The following is an 18,422-nucleotide window of genomic DNA, read 5'->3' as shown; positions in this document are numbered from 1 at the left end:
TTTAATTATATTCCTATTTTATTATGGATTTTTACTTCCATAATAATTGGGTGTTTTGTCCCTTTTTTAATTTGCTTAGATAGTGACGAATTATCCATATCATGCAGTGCTGCGGCTTTGGCAAATGAGCCTTGTTGCACTACATCTACAAATAACGTTAATTGATTACTTATCGATATATCACTGTCCTAAATCCCAGTAAGGTGTATCGCCATAATAGCCACTTGCAAAATCAACAAACGCACGTACTTTACTGGGTAAAAACTGTCTGTTTGCATACACCATGTAAAGCCCCATTGGCTCGGGTTCGTAGTCATTTAAAATGCGCACTACTTTACCTTGAGCCAGTGCTTCCCCTGCTATAAATGTTGGCTGCATAGCAATACCACCACCCGCAATGGCTGTATTTAGTAGCAAATCACCATTGTTAGCCACAAAGTTACTTTCAAGCTTTAGCTCGCTTTTTAACTCATTAACCCCAAATAATCGCTTTGTGGGTTCGCTGTGGGAATAGCGTAAATAATTATGTGACTGTAAATCTAGCAGTGTTTGTGGCGTGCCATGGCGTTCTAAATAGTCGGGTGATGCAAACACCGCTAGGTGTATAGGGGCAATTTTTTTAGCTATCAACGTTGAGTTTTTTAATACACCAATGCGCAGAGCAATATCAATACCCTGCTCTACTATATCTACATATTGGTCGGTGAGCCGTAAATCTAACTTTAAATTTGGATACTGATTTTGAAAATCAACCAACAAACCTGCTAAATGCTTAGTACCAAACGACATAGGTGCACTAATACTAAGCACACCCGATACACTTTCGCTTAAGTTGTTTAGTGAGTTTTCCATGTCTTCAATATCAATAACCACCTGCTGACAACGCTGATAATATTGATTTCCAGCCTCTGTAACACTTACTTTTCGCGTTGTACGGTGTAATAAACGCGTGCGTAGATTATCTTCCAGCGCAGAAATATATTTGCTGACTAACTGCGGGGAAATATCGAGCTTATCGGCCGCTTTTGAAAATGATCCTTCTTGCACAACAGCTAAAAAGGTCTTCATGGTGGTGAGCTTATCCATATTTAACAATACTTTGTTGATAATGTATAAATAAGTATCATATTTATCGTCAAATTAGAAACTTATATAGTGTTTATAACACGTCTATTTGTTTAAGGTTTTAGTATGACTCAGCCTGCTTTATTTATATCTCACGGCTCGCCAATGATGGCTGTACAGCAATCGGCTACGTCAGATTTTTTTGCATCATTAGGTCAAACGCTTAGTAAACCACGAGCTATTGTGGTGTTTTCTGCCCACTTTGATGAAGCGCACGATATAGTTATTACATCCGGAGATGCGCCGCATACTATTCACGACTTTTATAACTTCCCCAAGCCCCTGTATGAAATTCAATACCCAGCACTAGGAGACCCTAAGCTTGCTAATACTATTAGTGAGTACTTTTACAAAGCGGGTATTAAAACGGTGCAAAATGCAGATCAAGGGTGGGATCATGGTGTGTGGATCCCGCTGCGCTTAATGTACCCAGCAGCTAATATTCCCATTGTACAGGTGTCTATTAACACGCGTTTGGGCGCTCAGGCTATGTATAAATACGGGCAGTTACTTGCACCACTGCGCAGCGATAACGTATTAATTATTGGCTCCGGCGGGATTAGTCACAATCTACGTGAAATATTTAAAAGCCCTGCTACACCTAATCGTGTTCAAATGGTTGATGAGTTTACCCATTGGGTTGAGCAAAAATTAATAGCGCAAAACACCCAAGCGTTACTTAACTATTTAAATGAAGCACCTCATGCTTTATTTAATCACCCTACCCAGGAGCACTTTTTACCTCTTTTTGCAGCGCTAGGAAGTAGTGACGGTAAAGCCAAAAAAATACATGAAGACATCGAAATGGATGTTTTAGCGCTTGATGCGTATAAGTTTTATTAAATTGAGCGTTCGTTCAAAGTAAGTTAAGCTGTAAGCAAGTACTCTAAAACCAACTTAATTTATTTTATTGCGGAGCAAACATGGCAACTACACTTGCATTTGACGTATACGGTACGCTAATAAACACTCACGGCGTACTGTCCTTACTCGACGACATGATTGGCGATAACGCCCAAGCATTTTCAAATACATGGCGCGAAAAGCAATTAGAGTATTCATTTAGACGTGGATTAATGCAAAATTATATTCCTTTCTCGCTATGTACAAAACACGCACTCGATTACGCCTGCTTAGCGCACAAAACCGAGCTAAGTGAAGAGCAAAAGGGGCAACTGCTAGAGCTTTATAAAACGCTTCCTGCGTTCGATGATGTAAAAGCAGGCCTTGAGCAATTAAAAGCGAAGGATTACCGTTTGTTTGCATTTTCAAACGGCGCTGCCGACGCAGTTCATACCTTATTAGAAACCGCTGGCATTAGTGAGCTTTTTGAAGGGGTAATAAGTGCCGACGACGTTAAAACCTTTAAACCAAACCCAGGGGTTTATAGCCACTTTTTACGCGAAACCAATTCAACAGGCGCAAACACGTGGCTTGTATCAAGTAATCCGTTTGATGTAACCGGTGCTATATCGCACGGTATGCGCGCGGCGTGGATTCAACGATCTAAAGACTCAATCTTCGATCCGTGGGAAATACAGCCAAATACAATTGCAACCGACTTACTTGATTTAAAAGCAAAATTAGAAAGCGTTAATTAATTTTCTATTCCCCCTTTTGCTTATGGTATTAAGTGCCGTGGGTGTAAAGGGGGTTTACGTTTTAACTATTTACTCCCGCCTTTATTAGCTCAATTACTGTATTCATACGCTTTGCCATTGGCCTATTTCGGTGATGGCACACATAAATATTTTCGCTGATAGGATTAGCTAAATGGTGCGTTTTAATAAGCGCAGGTTTATTAAATGCGCTAACGGCATGCGCAGGTAAAACCGTAAAACCTAGCCCTAAACTTACCGGCTCCAGTATTAAACTTATCTGGTTAGAAAACCCCGTGCGTTTAATTTGATCAACATGTTCAAACTCACTGTAGTTTTCGCTCAGTAATAGCTGCGCGTGGTGTTTTGCATCGGGGTGGCCAATAAAGCCAAGCTCACATAAGACCTCCCACGTTGGGTTTTTAATATGTGCGGGGGTGACAAGTAATAAGGCTTCTTTACCAATTTTGTGGCTGGTAACTTCGCTAAGCGTCGGAGCTTGAGTTAAAAAACCTATGTCGGCACTGTGGTTTGCCACAGCTTGCTCTACACTTGTATTGGGTGCAAAGCGATAATCAATATTAAGCTCGGTATGCTTTGCCTGCAGCGCTAATAATTGGCTATAAAATTGTAGCCCACAACTACCAGGCGATTGTATTTTTACCAAGCCGCTGTAAGGCGAATCATCTTTTAATTGTTGTTCTAAAAATTGCCATTCCTTTAATAACAAGCTGCCTTGTTGATACAAGTTTTGCCCATGTACGGTAAGGGTAAATTGTTTGCCGTGGCGCTCTAATAGCGCGCAGTTTACTTGCTGCTCAAGCTTTTTAATATGCTGGCTTACGCCAGATTGGGTCATAAAAAGGCGTTCGGCGGTTTGGGTAAAGTGATTTACCTCAACCAACGTACAAAACGTGTTTAACCATGCAGGGTTTATCATTACAAAACATACTCAAAATGATGATTAATGATAATTTTACTTAATATTGTTCAGTTCGTAAACTAACTCCATCAACTAGCCACAAGATAAGTCACAAGTTAAAGAGGAAGCATTATGAGTCATACATATCCACGTAGTTTTTCGCACATTGGTATTTCGGTTCCCGACGTTGAAAAAGCAGTCGAGTTTTACACTAAGGTTATGGGTTGGTACACAATAATGGAACCGACTTTAATTACCGAAGACAAAAGCCCAATTGGCGAAATGTGTACAGAAGTATTTGGCGAAAAGTGGGAAAAATTCAAAATAGCGCACCTATCTACAGGGGATCGTATTGGTGTCGAAATTTTCGAATTTAAAAACCAAGAAAACCCAAAAGACAATTTTGAATACTGGAAAACAGGCATCTTTCATTTTTGTGTTCAAGACCCTGATGTAGAAGGTTTAGCCGAGCGTATTGTAGAAGCTGGCGGTAAAAAACGTATGGAAGCCCCTCGTTATTACTACCCGGGTGAAAAGCCGTACCGCATGATCTACATGGAAGACCCGTTTGGTAACATCCTTGAGATTTACAGCCACAGCTACGAGCTTATATATAGCGCAGGCGCTTACTAAACGTACCTAGTTTAAAGCGCTTAGCTAAAAACAAAGGCCGCAGTATTTATTACTGCGGCCTTTTTGTTTCAGTTAAAGAGTTTTTAAATACACTTCACCGTCTTCTTATTCTCTATAACTTGTTTTTGCTTAGCTTGTGCAGCATGTTTTGCCCTGAGTTGAAAATATTATCAACCTCCAGAAAAGCACTACCAATCGAACTGTGTCCTAGTGAATTTATGAACGACATAACACATATGTCAGGAACTTTTTCTCTTATCCACAAACAGGCTATATGTCAGTACCGCTGAGATTAAAAAACAAAATATTACGCTTAATGTAAATAATATAAAGTTTTCATTTTTTGATATAGCTCCTCCTTTAAGGAGTATTTCACCGCTATTAAGTGCATCTATTCCTATATAGATCATCAACGGAATTACAAAAAATGCATTGCTGAGCTTAATAAGTAAGTCCTTTGATGAAAGACTTACTAATTGAGAAGCATCATGCTCTTCCTCTTCTCTATTTAATAGTTCGGCTTTTAATAGCTCAAAGCGTTCAGGGTACAAAGCCCTATCAATAGACGTGATAGCTTCTTGCAATTCAGTAATAGAATATTCTGAATAATTTGGTTCCATCTATAAAACCTTCTCCAGGGCCTAGCGCTTACATAAGCGGAATAATATAGTTGACTAAAATGGTTTTAGGAACAAAAAACAGCCAACTATAATTTCATTTGATATTTACGTTAGGTTTTTTCAGTTAAATGTATATAAAACAATTATATATAGATAATGGGCCAAAGTAAGAATATGGAAGCTACTAGTTTAAAGTGTCCATTTTTATATGAATGTGCATGTGCTGAAAACCAACTTAATAAAGCTCCAATTACACATAAAATCTGAAGAATGTTACCAAACCAGTGTTCATTAAGAAAACTCATAAAACTGGTGTTTTGACTTGCAAATATAAATAACAAAAGAGCTGAGGTACCAAATAAGAGACAGCTTCTTGATTCTGAAAATTTTAGTAAGAATAGGCTAAAACCATCTTCCATGTTTTCACTAAAAATTGGATGCTTCATAGAACTCCATTTAACATCGAACGATTTTATAGGCCTCGAATCGAGCATACTTCTGCCGATGTCACGCTCATTTTATACTTTACACAGTTTTAACAAATTACCTAAGATATTGCTATCAAAAGCTATTTAATATCTACAAGCAAAGTTAAGGCATATAAATGCGCATTTCGCTCATTTCCTTGATTATGTAAGTAAGCAGCAGTTTGGCTGGCTTAATAGGTATTACAAGTATATGATATTGATAATTATTTGCATTAAAAGGTTTTGAAAGGTGTGTATGAAAAAGTCTATGTTAACTCTGGCGTTAGTTACGGGTTTGAGTGGTTGTAGCACAACAACTGTGCCGCCTGATAAAAGCTCATCGCTTTATTACGCTGCGCTTTATAATGCACAAGCAAAGCCTGTTAGCTCTGTATTATTAGAGCCCAAGCTATTAAATGCCGATGTGGTTTTAGTAGGTGAATGGCATACGCACCCGGGTGTGCATTTATTTCAGGCGGAGTTATTTGAGCAATTAAGCAAAAGTAATAAACGCACTGCCCTGTCGCTTGAACAATTTAGCCGCGCCGATCAGCTTACTTTAAACCAGTATGTTAAAGGTGAAATTGGTGAGCAATACTTAATTGATAACACCCAAGCGTGGCCTAACTACAAAAGTGATTACCGTGCGCTGGTAGAGCTGGCAAAAACGAACAATAGCGATGTAATCGCTGCAAATGCTCCTAAAAATATTGTTACGTGTATTGGCAGGCAAGGCATAAGTTACCTAAACGAACTTGATGAAACACAGCAGAGCTATATTGCAGCCGCTATTGATACCTCCCCCAGTGATTATAGACAACGTTTTATGACCTCAATGCATCACGGCTCGCCAAGTCAAAATGAAAACTATTATGCTGCGCAAGTTACCTGGGATGAAACCATGGGGGAGTCTATCGTTAACTATTTAAATAATCATAAAGATGCGCAAGTAATGCATATAGCGGGCGATTTTCATGTAAAAAATGGCGAAGGTATAGCGCGCGTTATTAAGCGTTTAGCGCCAGAGCTAAATGTTGTGTGGATATCGCCGGTAACGAATGTGCAAGCTAATCAAAGTGGGTATCAGTTGCAGGTTAACCCTTTGCCAACCCGTTATGTACAAAAAGAACATCAGCAAGCCGCTTTTAAAGCGTTAGGCAAGCGAGGCGAGCAAACAGCTTGCTTATAAAATAACGACATAGTTAGTGAATCTCTTAACCAGGGCGCAGGTTAACTATGTCGTCATGTATTTAGTTTAGTTATTTCGGGCTTGGTTGGTTAGCTCAACCAGCGCTTTACGTACCTCTAACGGGCTGTTGCACTGGGTTTTAAAATTAATAAAGTAATTACGCTTTTGGCTTTGTATATAAAAACCAGTGGGTAATAGGCCGCTCATTATAGGGGTGTTATCGGCTACGCCGTAGTGCTGCATTAATATGAGCGACATAGCATCTTGGTGATCTTCATTCATATGGTTAATCATGCTTTGCTGTTGGCTTTCATCCCAGTTTTTTGCCTCGCCCTGCCACTCGATTTGTTCAAGCCAAAATATTTTGCCAAAGCCGCCAATGTAACGCACTCGCACTACGTCTAATTGCCATAATTGAAAGTCGTGCGCGTTGCGATAGCTAGCGGCTTCGGGGTATAGGGAAATATAGTTATCAAGTAAAGTGTGTGCTTGCTCACTTGGCACAATAGAGCCATCGCCTACAAGCGTTACGCGGCCGTGCTCGTTTTGATCGCCGTAGTCGGCGGCATCATATACAGTTAGGCTCATACGAGAGTCGTGCTTTAGATTTTTAGTGTGCTGGGCTATATCGCTAATAAAAAAGTAAACGCGGCCTTGTTCGTCGCACATATAGGGGGTTACTGAGCCAAACGGGTAACCGCGTAAATTATTAGAAATGGTCGACATGACACCAGCATTGGTTTTGTAAACCAATGTGCGTGCATCGTTTAACGCTTGCTCTCTCATAAAAACTCCTGACGTTGAGAAAAAACCATGGGTGCATCGTTATAAGGATGAGGGTTTACGTGCAGTTTCATGGCGTACATTTGTTGTAAGTTTTGTTCAGTTAATACGGTGTTTATAGGCCCACTTTGCAGCACTTTTTTGTTGTGCAGTAAAATAGCATCGGTTGCATAAAGGCTGGCTAAATTTAGGTCGTGTATTGCAATAATGGCGCTGTTACCCTGCCCTACAAACGCTTTAACGCAGCTGAGCAAAGCATGTTGATGGCGCATATCAAGTGCTGATGTAGGCTCGTCGAGCAGCATTAGTTTTGGCTCGGCCGATTGTGTAAAGGCGTTTAGTTGCGCCAAAGTGCGCGCCATATGCACACGTTGTTGCTCTCCGCCCGAAAGCGCACTTACGCGGCGAGTTAAATAATGGCTTAAATCCATAATAGCGGCGTATTTATTTACTTTTTCGCTTTGCATTTTTAATGACTCTACATACGGGTAGCGGCCCATTGCAATAAGCTCAAATACAGTAAAATCAAACCCTACGTGGTTTGCTTGCATCATCACTGCACGCTGTGTGGCTAGGCGTTTTTTCGCATGAGCGGCCAGCGGCTTAGCATTAAAAAGTACACTGCCTGTAAAGGAGTGCATACCTGCTAAGGTATGCAGCAAGGTAGATTTACCTGCGCCATTTTCACCAAGTAGTGCTACAAGTTGCCCTTGTTTAGCGCTGCCATTAATAGCGTTTAAAACGCTGTGATTATCAAAGCCAACGCTTAGATTGTTAAACGTGATCATGACCAACCTCGCTTATTTTTCACTATTAAATAAATAAACAATGGCGCACCCAATAATGCAGTAATAATTCCAATGGGTAGCTCTGATGGCATTATGGCAATGCGTGCTAGCCAGTCAGAAAGTAGCAATACCACTACGCCAATTAGCATACAAAGCGGCAGCATATTACGTAAATGCGGCCCCACCATTAATCGGGCAATATGCGGGACTACTAAACCAACAAACCCTATTAAGCCGGTAAGTGCCACAACCGCCCCTACTCCTAGTGCAACAAGTATAATTACATATAGTTTGAGCTTGTTGGTGTCTACCCCTAGGTACTGAGCTTGTGACTCGCCAATAAGGAGTAAGTTCATGGGCTCTTTTAACCGCCACAGGCCAATTAGGCTGATAAACAGTAACGGCGCAGCTTGAATAATCGTGCTCCAGCTTGCTCCGCCTAATGAGCCCATGGTCCAGTAATTTATTAATCGTAGCGCGCTATCGTCGGCAAAAAAGCTCAGTAGCCCAATAACCGCAAATGCTAACGCGTTAATAGCCACCCCCACTAATATAAGTGTGGTGATATTAATTTGCCCTTGCTGCTTGGCAATAAAATATACCAGCGAGGTAACACCAAGCGCCCCTAAAAACGACGCATAAGGTAAATACAACTGCGCGTTAAAATTAAACTGCGCGCTAAGTGCTATAAACGCCACAGCAACCATGGCCGCACCCGCACTAATGCCAATAATAGATGGATCGGCCAATGGGTTGCGGCACAGCGCTTGCGTTGACGCGCCTGTTTGGGCAAGCACCAACCCTACAAGCACTGCAAGCACAAAGCGTGGCAAACGTATTTGCATTACGACATTTATTTGCAGCGCATCAAACTGATTAAAGCGCTCGGGTGCAAGCCAAGCAATGGCTAAACGCCAATCCCACCCTGCTGGCCCATACCCTATGCTAAGTAGCGCCAAAGCAAAAATACACACAGAGGCTAATAGCATCCATTTATGGGTTTGGCTAAGTGTTACAGGGTTAAAACGGCTCAATGTTAGGGTGTTCATAAGCGGATTTTATACTCGTTAAGCTCATTAATTGCTGTGGCTATACGCGGCGACATGCCAAGCGAAAGTAGGCTATCCATTACAAGTAAGTTACAGGTTTGCGCCGCTTTTAATAAGTGTAGTGTAGGTTGCTCACAAAAAGCCTGCTTACCGCCAAGGCTTTGTACAACATGGGCTGGGGCTACTAAAAAGTCGGGCTGATTTACAGCCAGTACTTCACTATTTATTGCTTTAAAGCCTGAATGCGTAGCGCCTATATTGGTAATGCCTGCATAGCTAAATAATAAATTAGGGACGGTTTCTTGCCCGGCGGCAACAAGCCCGCGCTCATTAGCTGAGAGTAAAAATAGCGCGCTGTGTGTTTGCGCTTTTGCTTTTTCAGGTAACGATTTTGTAATGTGTGTAATAAGTGTTTGTGCTTTTTGCTTGGCGTTTAAGTCGGTACCAAGGCGTTTTATAAGCTCAAGTAGCTCGTTAACTGAGGTCGGCTTTTTATAATGAATTAGCTTAACCCCTGTTGCCTCAATTTGCTTAAGTGCTTGGCTTCGCCCTGCGCCTTCAAGCGCTAACAAGGTGGTTGGACGCATTGAAAGTACGCCTTCTGCAGCTAAATCGCGATAATAGCCCACTTGCGGTAATTGCGTGGCTTGGTGCGGGTACATGCTCGATTGATCAACAGCTACAAGGGTATTTTGTTTGCCTAGCGCATAAATTATTTCAGTAAGGGTGCCGCCAGCGCTAATAACGCGCTCTTGTGCAAGTGCAGATTGGGCCATTAAAGCAAACAATATAAATAGGTATTTCATTACACACTCCGGTTTTATTTTTTGGCTATTATAACCAGTTAAATCTAAATGAAAATGATTATCATAATTAATTGATCTTAATTTGACTTAGTTGTAACATCTCCGCCATAAATAATAACTATTATCATTTGGAGTTAAAATGAATCCCTCTGCGTTTAGATTTACTGCTATAGCAACCTTACTACTTGGCTCGGGCACTGCCATTGCCGAAAACATAATTGACGATCATATTGTTGTAAGTGGCTCGCGCTTTGAGCAAAAGCTTAAAGATGTAACAGGCTCAGTCACTGTTATTACCGAGCAAGACATAGAGCGTCAGCTAGCTGTAGATTTACAAACCATGTTTAAGTACGACCCAAGCATTGCAACGACAGGCAGTGGCGCAGGCGCGCAAACACTAACAGTACGTGGTGTTGGTGGTAACCGGGTTGTATTTATAAAAGATGGCCGACGCACCAACGATGGTTATGCAGGTGGAGGGGGCTATTTAGTTGGCCGTAATTATTTTGACGTAGCAGGTGTAAAACAAGTAGAAGTAGCCAAAGGTGCTGCATCGTCATTATATGGCTCTGATGCACTTGGTGGCATTGTGGTTATAACCACTAAAGATCCTAGTGATTATTTAAAAAATAACAGCAGCTTTGTAAAAATGGCGCTTGGGTATCAAGGTCAAAGTAATCAAGTTGCCGCCGATATTACTGCGGCAAAAGACTTAGGCGACTTTGCAGTAAGCGCCGTGTATAGCCACCGCGACAGCGAAGAAGTACAAAACTATGACGAAAATTTACCCGGTTATGATGCTAAGTCGGATGCTTTATTAGTTAAATTTGAGCAACAGCTTGATGAAAAACGCACACTTAAATACACCCTTGATTACTTTAATCAAACAACTGAGCAAGTAATAACCCCCGCTGTTCAAGAAACCGAAGAAGATGACACGAGTTGGTCACTAGCGCTCGATTACCATTCAGAAGTAGCAACCGCCGCGTTTGATAAATGGTATGGGCAAGTGTCTTATAGTAGTTACGAGCAACAAAGCGATCAAATTAGTGGCGCAAGCACCTACACCGATTATAACGACTATCGTTTTGAGCAAAATATTTTAGGTTTAAAAGCGGTATTTAATAAAGGGTTTAACGCAGAGAGTGCCGATCATGAAGTGGTATACGGGATTGATATAGACTTATACGACACCACCCGCCCACGTTTTAAAACCCGTATTTTAGCCGATGGCACTGTTGATTTTACAGATCAAAAACAAAAAGCATTTCCGGGGGCTGATACCTCTTTAATTGGCGCTTATGTACAAGATAGTATTTCGTTTAATAATAGCGCGTGGTCAGTTATTGCGGGTGTGCGATATGATTACTACACCCTAGAGGCTAAAAATGATGAGCTATACGCCGATGCGCAGCTTGGTGATATTACCGAATCTGCTTTTTCGCCTAAGCTAGGTGCTATATACCAAGTGGATGATAACTTGTCGTTGTACGGGCAATACGTACGAGGCTTTAAAATACCACCACACGACCAAGCCTATCAAAGCCACGGCGTTGAGCCGTTTTATCAAATATTACCAAACGCCGATTTAGACCCTGAAAGCAGTGATTCGTTTGAGCTTGGGCTAAGATACGCCAGCAGCGATATTAGTGTAAATTTAAGTGCTTTTTATGCAGCATACGATGACTTTATAGAAACCGCCGTAGTGGGTGTTGAGCCAACGTACATTCCTGGCGTAAACAAAACGCTGTATCAGTACCAAAATATTAGCGAAACACAAATAAGCGGTGTTGAAGCAGGAATTGCCATGTATGTAGCTGAAAATATACTACTAGAGGCAAACGTGGCTTACGTTGATGGTGAAAATAAAGAAACCGATCAGCCTCTTACCAGCATTAGCCCGTTAAATGGCTCAGTATTGTTAAGTACAGAACAGGGTAATATTAACTGGACCGCCGCGTTGCGTTTGGCTAAATCGCAATCGGATGTAGTACTTGATACAAACGGTAATAAAACTACGCAAGGACATGGCTACGGCGTTGTTGATTTATACGCAAACTACGAATGGCAAGCGTGGCAGCTAAATGTAGGTGTACTTAACTTGCTCGATAAAGAATATGTACCTTTTGAGTTGATTGCAGGTCAATCACAAGGTGCTGATTTTAGCCAATACACCCAACCTGGGCGTAACTTTTCAGCCAAAATAAGCTATGAGTTTTAATTAGCTCCTAGAAAATTAAATAGCAACAAACGCTGCATGAAGCTGCAGCGTTTGTTGAGTTTATTTTTATGATGACACCCAACCTAATTTTTTATTTATTGATTCCTAGATTCTAATTGGAAGTGCACCACCTAATTCATTATGGCTAAAGTACAAAATTAACGGTGGGTGTCATCTCAAAATTTCATCTTAAAATTTACTAAAAACAAAGTAACACTTTATAAGCCAGCGATTTAAAGCCAAAATCACTGGTTTTATAAATTAATTAACTGCAAAGTCTTTTGTTTCTAAATAGCTTGGTACGGTTTTAAAACATGCCTCTAGTTTGCTTTTAAGCGCAGTGCTTATCGAAGCATCACACTTCAATTTCCCGTTATATTTACTCATAGTAAGTGGTACTAAGCTTAACGAGTCATAGCTTGGCTTGCTTTGTATTTTATGAATTACTAAACCTTGCTGCTCTGTTAGCTTTATTAATGTAAACACATTTTTTTGTGCTTGATTAGTCGTTATTTTTTCAACATATAGCGGGTTTTTAAAGGTTAGCTTTGTAGTGAAAAGTACGTTGCCACCGCGTTCAAAATGGCCGTTAAATACAGTTACATTTAAGGTGGGTGTCTTTTTATTTATTAATAAATTTAGGTCAAATTTGGTTGGTAAAATAGTGATCTGTTCTTGCTCGTCTGCTGCTTTATTTAAAATATTTTTGATTGTTTTTAAGTGGGGGTCATCCGTAGTTACTTCATACACTATTTGGTAGTTGTGTGGAGGGGCGTATAAAGGCATGTGGCTGGCAAGTACTTTATCGCCGGCTAAAATAAGCGCCATACCATGGAAGCCATTATAGCTGTGGGTTATGTGTGAATTGTGTTGAGGTGTATTTGCGTGCGCTGCACTCGATAATAAAATAAAAAATAGCAGTATGTGTTTCATGTTAGTGCTCAAAAAATATATATAGCGTCACTATAAGCTGATTTTTATATACAAATAATCGATAATAAGTGATTAGTTGTTTCCTTTTGGTTAATACGGTTTGGCGCTATGCATTTAGATGACATTGAAAAAGTAATTCATATGGCGGGTTCGCAAAATCTGCATACAACCGCTAAGCACTTTAATATTACCCCAGGTGCGCTGTCTAAAACGCTAAAAAAGGTTGAGGCAAATTTAGCCACGGAGCTGTTTAACCGTGTAGGTAAAACCTTAGTACTCAATGATAAAGGCAAAGAGTTTGTTAAGCACAGTAGCGATTTAGTTCATAATTACCAGCAGCTTACTAGCCGTTTTAAAAGCGATAATCATAAATTTAATGCGGTTATTGCAGGCCCTGCCATTTTACTCAAAAGTGGCGTTAAAAAGCTGCTTACACCCCTTAGTAACCTGCCTTGCTCGGTGCGTATTAATAATATATTTGAAGATGAAGCCATAAGCCAAGTTGCATCAGGTTCGGCGCATATTGCGCTAGTTACTCGCGAGGCATTAAACAACAGCTCACATACTAATTTAGTGGCGGTTGACGTATTTAATACTGAGTTTAGTGTAGCTGCGTCTCCTTCACATCAGCTAGTACAAAAAGGCTTTTTAACACTCAATAAAAACCAATTACTACAGTTGTCTTTTGCATGCCCGTTGTTTTCACCACTGTGCGGCCTTGAACAAGGTATTGGCTCCGACGGTTGGCAAGATGAAATAGCCCCGCGCAATATTGTATTTAGATGTAGCGATTACAGTGCATTAATAGAGGTGATACAAAGTGGCTTGGCGTTGGCATATTTACCAAATTTCGTGATTGATGATTTAGGGCTTAAAAAATTAACTGTAAAGGGGGTTAACAGTCGCTACAGCGAAGACATAGTAATGATTTACAAACCATCAAAAGCTGATGGCTGGCTTAATAAACTCATGCACTCTTTGTAGAGAATTTATCAATTTAAGTTCAATGTAAAGTATTACTTAGCTAAGCAGTGGTTAGCTAATATCAGCAACAATGCACTGATTACGGCCATGTTCTTTTGCATGGTAAAGTGCTTTGTCAGCACATTTGTAAACTTGGTCTATGTCGTTACTGTGCTCAGGACTAAAAAAATCAAACTAAGTGCATAAAAAAGGCCAGATGCAAACGCTACTGGCCTTTCATTAAAACCGTCATGTATTTAGAGATGACGGGATGTTATTTAAACTTATTTACTTACGTTTTTACGGCGTCTATTAAACCATACTAATGGAGTAAGTAATAAAGCTATAAAGCCAAAACTACCACCACCGCTAGATTTTGATTCAGTTACAGGCACTGTTGCTACCGCTTCATTTTTTACCATTACAGTACTTTGTTGAGTCACAGTTGTTACACCATCACTTACGGCAACTTCAAAAACAAGCTCTTCATCTGCAGTAATAGCTGCAGGTGTGAAGCTTAAAGTTTCAGTGTCAGTACCAGTGAGCGTAGCAGCACTACCGCTAACCTGAGTCCAAGCATAAGTTAGTGTTTGACCATTGCGATCTGTAGCTGTTGCTGTAATTGTTCCTGTAGCAGATTCAGTAATTTCCGCCGATGCACTTTCGACTAAAACAAGTGGGGCTGCGTTATCACATGCTAGTGAATCACCCGCTACAAGCTCTGAAAATACAGGAGATAAAACGTTAGACATAGTTAGGTTATCAATCCACCAACCTAAATCACTTACTGCGCCATCTGATGAGATTCTAAAGCGCACTTTTACTAAGTTGCCGTTTAGAGCATCACCAAAGTTGATAGTTTCATAATTACCATACGCGCCACTATCTTGTACGTTATTACCTGTAAAAGTTTCACGTTCTTGAAGTTCTTGCGAATCATTTTCGATTAGAACAGCGTCATAGCCAACATCAAATGTGCCGCCAATTTCAGTAGCATCAACCCAGTCACCGCCATTAACACTAACTTCTACAACACCACCATCCCAGTTTTGCTCAATACTATAGAAATGCCAAAATGAGATTTCAAAGTCGCCTGAGTAACCAACTTCGAATGACTTACTCTCTACTGCTACATCTGATTGGAAACCATTATTTACAAGGCGCATTGCCTGTGTGCCTAGCCCAAACCCACCTTGTTCAAAGAAGGCAATATTACTACTATTATCCATTACCTGAGTGCCAACAGCTAAGTCACCACCAAACATTACGTTTTCTTTTAAATCTAATAGTGATGAACTTGCTACTTCCATATCATCTGAAGCTACAGCTCCAACAGGCATTTCTGATTTAAAGCCCATATTTACTTCAAACGTGAGTGTTTGATCAAGCGCTTCAACAATATCATCGTCTGTTTCAATTTCAGGAAATGTGACTTCAATTTCTAGTGTTTCAGCTGTACCCGCTTCGTTCAAAGTAACTTTGATATCGTTACTTGTTATTGCTTCGTACGGTTGAACTTCACCAAAAGTAAGTAAACCATCATTTTCAAATGTTACATCGTGATCGCTTATAACAGTCAGCTGTGCTGTTGTACCACTAAGTACTTCACTACCACGGTTAGTAATTGTTACGCTAACAGTACTCGTTTCGCCTTTATCTAAAATATTATCATTAGTACAAAAACCAAGCTCTGTACCATTGTACATGTTGTTTAAGTCAGCACTTGCAAATGCATAGCTAGAAAGCTGTGTTTTATCTGATTCAACCACACCAGTAAGGTCATTACTGAAACGATCTGGCGATACTGCGCCAAGACCCATACCACGTTTAGCAAATGCACCTACCATTAATTTGTAATCAGCAGGGTCTACTGCATAGGCAGCAGCTAAAATAGCATCACGTGCTTCAGTGTAGGTTGGTGCAATAGGTGTTAATTTGTAACCTGCAACTAAGTAATCTGCCATTCGAGTTTGTGCTTCATTAAAGCCATGCTCGTTAATAAGCGCTACATAGTTTTCCCATAATACAGTTGCCCAAATTTCGCCGGCAGCATGAGGAGAAGCCACGCTTGTTGGTGATATACCAATATCAGCACCAGCATTTTCAGTAATATGGCGGAACGACAATGCATTTACATCTGTATCAGTTGAATAAGGAAGACGACGAATACCGAAGTAGAAGTCTTCTACAAATGTGCCGCTACCATATGCTTTTTGGAACTTATCGTTACCTGTAATATTTATATCGCTTTCTTTAGCGATAAACATTAATGAGTGGAAATCGCCCCAGCCTTCGCCCATTGCGCGGCCTTGGAAGTTAATAAGGCCTGATGAATTACCGACTAAGCGGTTACTAATGTAGTGACCCCATTCATGAGCAATAATACCATTATCAAACGTACCATCTTTTAATGTTGCTTTGGTAAACATGTCTACAGTAACAACTTCACCAGCATCAATTAGGTCATACATTGCATGACCATCAGCGTAATTTAAACCCATATTTGGAATGGTTACAGTATCGTCTTCACCGCCCATTGGTGCCGGTTCTGCCGTATCTGGGTCATTATTAACAACGATAGTTGCTATTGCACCTGCATCTTGTGCATTTTTTACTTTAATCGTAAAAGCACATGAGCCACGATCTACAATTGCAATTTTCCCTGCTAGTTCAGCAGCATTTATAGCAGGCTCACAACCATCATTAATACTTGTTGAATCTACTGTATTTCCATCATCTAAACGAACAACTTCTGCAGCCACATCACTGAATTGGTATTTACCAAAGCCAGATTCTTTTGTTGAAGCTAAAAGGCCTAAAGAGTCATGTGAAGTTACTGTAATACCAAAATCTACACCAACAGTGGCATCTTTACTGTTGTACAAGTACATTTGCATACGTGGGCTAGCACCATCAGCTGGTGTAGACATATTTGCATTATTACGACCTGAGTTATCTTGAGCCTGTGCTTCAATCGGGTCGCCTTCTACGCCGCCACGACCAAAGTTAGATACCTGCGCTACATTTGACGTTTCATCAAAGCCATGGTCATAGAAAAAATCATGTAAAAAGTTATTCATGTAAAACAAGTTAACAATAGCCGCTTTACGGTTTGCGTAGCTATTTGCGACTTCATCTACTTGATAAGGGTAGTCAAATGTGAAGTCTGCTGTTGTTTCAGCAGTAAAGTCACCTTCACTAAAGTCTTGAGGTGCAACCACATCTGCGTAAGCAAATACGTTATTACCTGATGTTGTTGTTGCGTCATCAGCTAACCATGGGTCCATTGTGCTTAGTTTGCTGTAGTAAGATAGAGATACCATTGGCGCATCTAAAATCTCAGTCTCGTCTACTTGTTCTGGGCCATCTGCAGGAATTACGTCACCGTGCGGACTTTCCATTGGGTAGCCATCTTGGTTTGCGTAAACACGGTAATTAAAGTCAGCTGCATGAGATTTCAAATCTTTCGCAAAATATACTTTGCTGTTATTTGAATCTACTACGTAGCTAAAGTAGTCACTTTCTAAAGAGCCAACTTCTGCTACTTCTACTTCAATGTAGTAAGCTGATTTAAGCTCGCCTGCAACTTCAAAAAACACTTCTTTTGCACGTGGTGTACCTAAAACAATCTTAGAATCATCTAATGATTTAGCCTCATATTTTGCATATCCACCTTCGTTACCAATTTTACGAAGTGAGACATCAATATTTGCTAATTCACTAAATGCTTTTCTTATGCTTTGCTCAGAGCTTACAAAACCAGTTAACGCAGCAAGTTTATTTTTAGATGACGACGTATCAGCAAAATAACCCGAGCTTGCTACTAAGTTGTACTCTTTATCCATTAACAAGTTGTATTCGCGGTTAAAAACTTCAACACCGTTTACTTGTTGTTTGTATTTTGCACTAATAGAACCGCGTTTTTGTTCTGATAAATCAACCATAACAGCAGAAGATGCTGTTGCTTTACGATTACTAATACCTGTTAAAGTTTCAATATAAAAGTCAGCAGCATATTGATTACGGTTATCAGCTGCGATTAAAGCCATGTCAGGCTTACGCTGACCTATTGCTTGCCATAAAAATGTTGCTTTACCCATTTGTGCATCGTAAATAGATTTTTGACCCGACACAGTGGCGCGTTCGGCTAAGGTTTTCTGCTGAACGGCAGCTAAAGAAGCGCCCTGAGTAACTGAATTTGTTGCACTTACATCATAAAATCGAGTTTGTTCAGCGGCCGTTAGTTCACCTGCTGCTAATGTAGATGTTACAACCATGGCAATAGTTGTTAATTTGAATTGAGACATGTATCCACCTGTTTGTAT

The 18,422-nt window shown here is 40.4% G+C and carries 16 protein-coding genes; 6 read left to right on the top strand and 10 right to left on the bottom strand.

Translation table 11 applies throughout. From position 1 onward, the window contains the following. Positions 1 to 5 precede the first annotated feature (5 nt). Both H5089_RS20300 and H5089_RS08435 read right to left on the bottom strand, forming a co-directional pair. Complete coding sequence (locus tag H5089_RS20300) at positions 6 to 173, bottom strand: LysR family transcriptional regulator (protein ID WP_261765618.1); 168 nt, start codon at positions 171 to 173, stop codon at positions 6 to 8. Between the two features lie 7 nt (positions 174 to 180). After that, entirely contained in the window at positions 181 to 1,086 is a 906-nt protein-coding gene (locus H5089_RS08435; protein WP_182711987.1) for a LysR family transcriptional regulator, read from the bottom strand. Between the two features lie 105 nt (positions 1,087 to 1,191). Between H5089_RS08435 and H5089_RS08430 the strand changes: the two genes are divergently transcribed. After that, positions 1,192 to 1,968, top strand: a complete 777-nt coding sequence (locus H5089_RS08430) for a class III extradiol ring-cleavage dioxygenase (protein ID WP_182711986.1) — start codon at positions 1,192 to 1,194, stop codon at positions 1,966 to 1,968. An 80-nt stretch (positions 1,969 to 2,048) separates the two neighbouring features. Next, the gene (locus H5089_RS08425; protein WP_182711985.1) at positions 2,049 to 2,726 is read left to right on the top strand and encodes a haloacid dehalogenase type II; all 678 of its coding nucleotides are present in this window, start codon (positions 2,049 to 2,051) and stop codon (positions 2,724 to 2,726) included. Between the two features lie 61 nt (positions 2,727 to 2,787). Here H5089_RS08425 and H5089_RS08420 read toward each other — a convergent pair whose 3' ends face one another. Continuing rightward, positions 2,788 to 3,663, bottom strand: coding sequence for a LysR family transcriptional regulator (locus tag H5089_RS08420; RefSeq protein WP_182711984.1), 876 nt, complete (start codon positions 3,661 to 3,663; stop codon positions 2,788 to 2,790). A 114-nt stretch (positions 3,664 to 3,777) separates the two neighbouring features. Between H5089_RS08420 and H5089_RS08415 the strand changes: the two genes are divergently transcribed. Beyond that, positions 3,778 to 4,278, top strand: coding sequence for a lactoylglutathione lyase family protein (locus H5089_RS08415; RefSeq protein WP_002959229.1), 501 nt, complete (start codon positions 3,778 to 3,780; stop codon positions 4,276 to 4,278). Between the two features lie 239 nt (positions 4,279 to 4,517). On the opposite strand, the gene H5089_RS08410 is transcribed toward H5089_RS08415, so the two are convergent. Beyond that, the gene (locus H5089_RS08410; protein ID WP_182711983.1) at positions 4,518 to 4,898 is read right to left on the bottom strand and encodes a hypothetical protein; all 381 of its coding nucleotides are present in this window, start codon (positions 4,896 to 4,898) and stop codon (positions 4,518 to 4,520) included. A 723-nt stretch (positions 4,899 to 5,621) separates the two neighbouring features. Between H5089_RS08410 and H5089_RS08405 the strand changes: the two genes are divergently transcribed. Further along, complete coding sequence (locus H5089_RS08405; protein ID WP_182711982.1) at positions 5,622 to 6,554, top strand: ChaN family lipoprotein; 933 nt, start codon at positions 5,622 to 5,624, stop codon at positions 6,552 to 6,554. Positions 6,555 to 6,620: 66 nt separating this feature from the next. On the opposite strand, the gene H5089_RS08400 is transcribed toward H5089_RS08405, so the two are convergent. Genes H5089_RS08400 through H5089_RS08385 form a run of 4 tightly spaced genes read right to left on the bottom strand, consistent with a single transcriptional unit; the run spans position 6,621 to position 9,980 of the window. Continuing rightward, positions 6,621 to 7,340 (bottom strand): HugZ family protein, encoded by a 720-nt coding sequence (locus H5089_RS08400; RefSeq protein WP_182711981.1) that lies wholly within the window; start codon positions 7,338 to 7,340, stop codon positions 6,621 to 6,623. After that, positions 7,337 to 8,125, bottom strand: coding sequence for a heme ABC transporter ATP-binding protein (locus tag H5089_RS08395; protein ID WP_182711980.1), 789 nt, complete (start codon positions 8,123 to 8,125; stop codon positions 7,337 to 7,339). The genes H5089_RS08400 and H5089_RS08395 overlap by 4 nt, the downstream gene beginning before the upstream one ends. After that, positions 8,122 to 9,174, bottom strand: coding sequence for an iron ABC transporter permease (locus H5089_RS08390; protein ID WP_024603606.1), 1,053 nt, complete (start codon positions 9,172 to 9,174; stop codon positions 8,122 to 8,124). Before H5089_RS08390 ends, H5089_RS08395 begins: the two co-directional genes overlap by 4 nt. Then, positions 9,171 to 9,980 (bottom strand): hemin ABC transporter substrate-binding protein, encoded by an 810-nt coding sequence (locus H5089_RS08385; protein ID WP_182711979.1) that lies wholly within the window; start codon positions 9,978 to 9,980, stop codon positions 9,171 to 9,173. Before H5089_RS08385 ends, H5089_RS08390 begins: the two co-directional genes overlap by 4 nt. A gap of 139 nt (positions 9,981 to 10,119) precedes the next feature. Between H5089_RS08385 and H5089_RS08380 the strand changes: the two genes are divergently transcribed. Further along, positions 10,120 to 12,201 carry a TonB-dependent hemoglobin/transferrin/lactoferrin family receptor gene (locus H5089_RS08380; protein WP_182711978.1) on the top strand — a complete coding sequence of 694 codons (2,082 nt, stop codon included), beginning with the start codon at positions 10,120 to 10,122 and terminating at the stop codon, positions 12,199 to 12,201. 261 nt (positions 12,202 to 12,462) lie between these two features. Here the strand turns inward: H5089_RS08380 and H5089_RS08375 are convergent, their stop codons facing one another. Then, entirely contained in the window at positions 12,463 to 13,134 is a 672-nt protein-coding gene (locus H5089_RS08375) for a hypothetical protein (protein WP_182711977.1), read from the bottom strand. A gap of 108 nt (positions 13,135 to 13,242) precedes the next feature. Between H5089_RS08375 and H5089_RS08370 the strand changes: the two genes are divergently transcribed. Then, complete coding sequence (locus tag H5089_RS08370) at positions 13,243 to 14,118, top strand: LysR family transcriptional regulator (RefSeq protein WP_182711976.1); 876 nt, start codon at positions 13,243 to 13,245, stop codon at positions 14,116 to 14,118. A 263-nt stretch (positions 14,119 to 14,381) separates the two neighbouring features. Here H5089_RS08370 and H5089_RS08360 read toward each other — a convergent pair whose 3' ends face one another. Beyond that, on the bottom strand, positions 14,382 to 18,404 hold the full coding sequence (locus H5089_RS08360; protein WP_182711975.1) for a rhombosortase-dependent M36 family metallopeptidase: 4,023 nt from the start codon (positions 18,402 to 18,404) through the stop codon (positions 14,382 to 14,384). Positions 18,405 to 18,422 lie beyond the last annotated feature (18 nt).

Source organism: Pseudoalteromonas sp. SR45-1, from assembly GCF_014163655.1.
Classification (GTDB): Bacteria; Pseudomonadota; Gammaproteobacteria; order Enterobacterales; family Alteromonadaceae; genus Pseudoalteromonas; species Pseudoalteromonas distincta.
Note: the sequence above shows the minus strand (reverse complement) of the source record. Positions and strands in the feature narration are given on the sequence as shown.

Bases quoted from the DNA above. Each gene is read 5' to 3' on its own strand.
- H5089_RS08435 (WP_182711987.1), bottom strand. From the start codon at position 1,086: ATGGATAAGCTCACCACCATGAAGACCTTTTTAGCTGTTGTGCAAGAA.
- H5089_RS08430 (WP_182711986.1), top strand. From the start codon at position 1,192: ATGACTCAGCCTGCTTTATTTATATCTCACGGCTCGCCAATGATGGCT.
- H5089_RS08425 (WP_182711985.1), top strand. From the start codon at position 2,049: ATGGCAACTACACTTGCATTTGACGTATACGGTACGCTAATAAACACT.
- H5089_RS08420 (WP_182711984.1), bottom strand. From the start codon at position 3,663: ATGATAAACCCTGCATGGTTAAACACGTTTTGTACGTTGGTTGAGGTA.
- H5089_RS08415 (WP_002959229.1), top strand. From the start codon at position 3,778: ATGAGTCATACATATCCACGTAGTTTTTCGCACATTGGTATTTCGGTT.
- H5089_RS08410 (WP_182711983.1), bottom strand. From the start codon at position 4,898: ATGGAACCAAATTATTCAGAATATTCTATTACTGAATTGCAAGAAGCT.
- H5089_RS08405 (WP_182711982.1), top strand. From the start codon at position 5,622: ATGAAAAAGTCTATGTTAACTCTGGCGTTAGTTACGGGTTTGAGTGGT.
- H5089_RS08400 (WP_182711981.1), bottom strand. From the start codon at position 7,340: ATGAGAGAGCAAGCGTTAAACGATGCACGCACATTGGTTTACAAAACC.
- H5089_RS08395 (WP_182711980.1), bottom strand. From the start codon at position 8,125: ATGATCACGTTTAACAATCTAAGCGTTGGCTTTGATAATCACAGCGTT.
- H5089_RS08390 (WP_024603606.1), bottom strand. From the start codon at position 9,174: ATGAACACCCTAACATTGAGCCGTTTTAACCCTGTAACACTTAGCCAA.
- H5089_RS08385 (WP_182711979.1), bottom strand. From the start codon at position 9,980: ATGAAATACCTATTTATATTGTTTGCTTTAATGGCCCAATCTGCACTT.
- H5089_RS08380 (WP_182711978.1), top strand. From the start codon at position 10,120: ATGAATCCCTCTGCGTTTAGATTTACTGCTATAGCAACCTTACTACTT.
- H5089_RS08375 (WP_182711977.1), bottom strand. From the start codon at position 13,134: ATGAAACACATACTGCTATTTTTTATTTTATTATCGAGTGCAGCGCAC.
- H5089_RS08370 (WP_182711976.1), top strand. From the start codon at position 13,243: ATGCATTTAGATGACATTGAAAAAGTAATTCATATGGCGGGTTCGCAA.
- H5089_RS08360 (WP_182711975.1), bottom strand. From the start codon at position 18,404: ATGTCTCAATTCAAATTAACAACTATTGCCATGGTTGTAACATCTACA.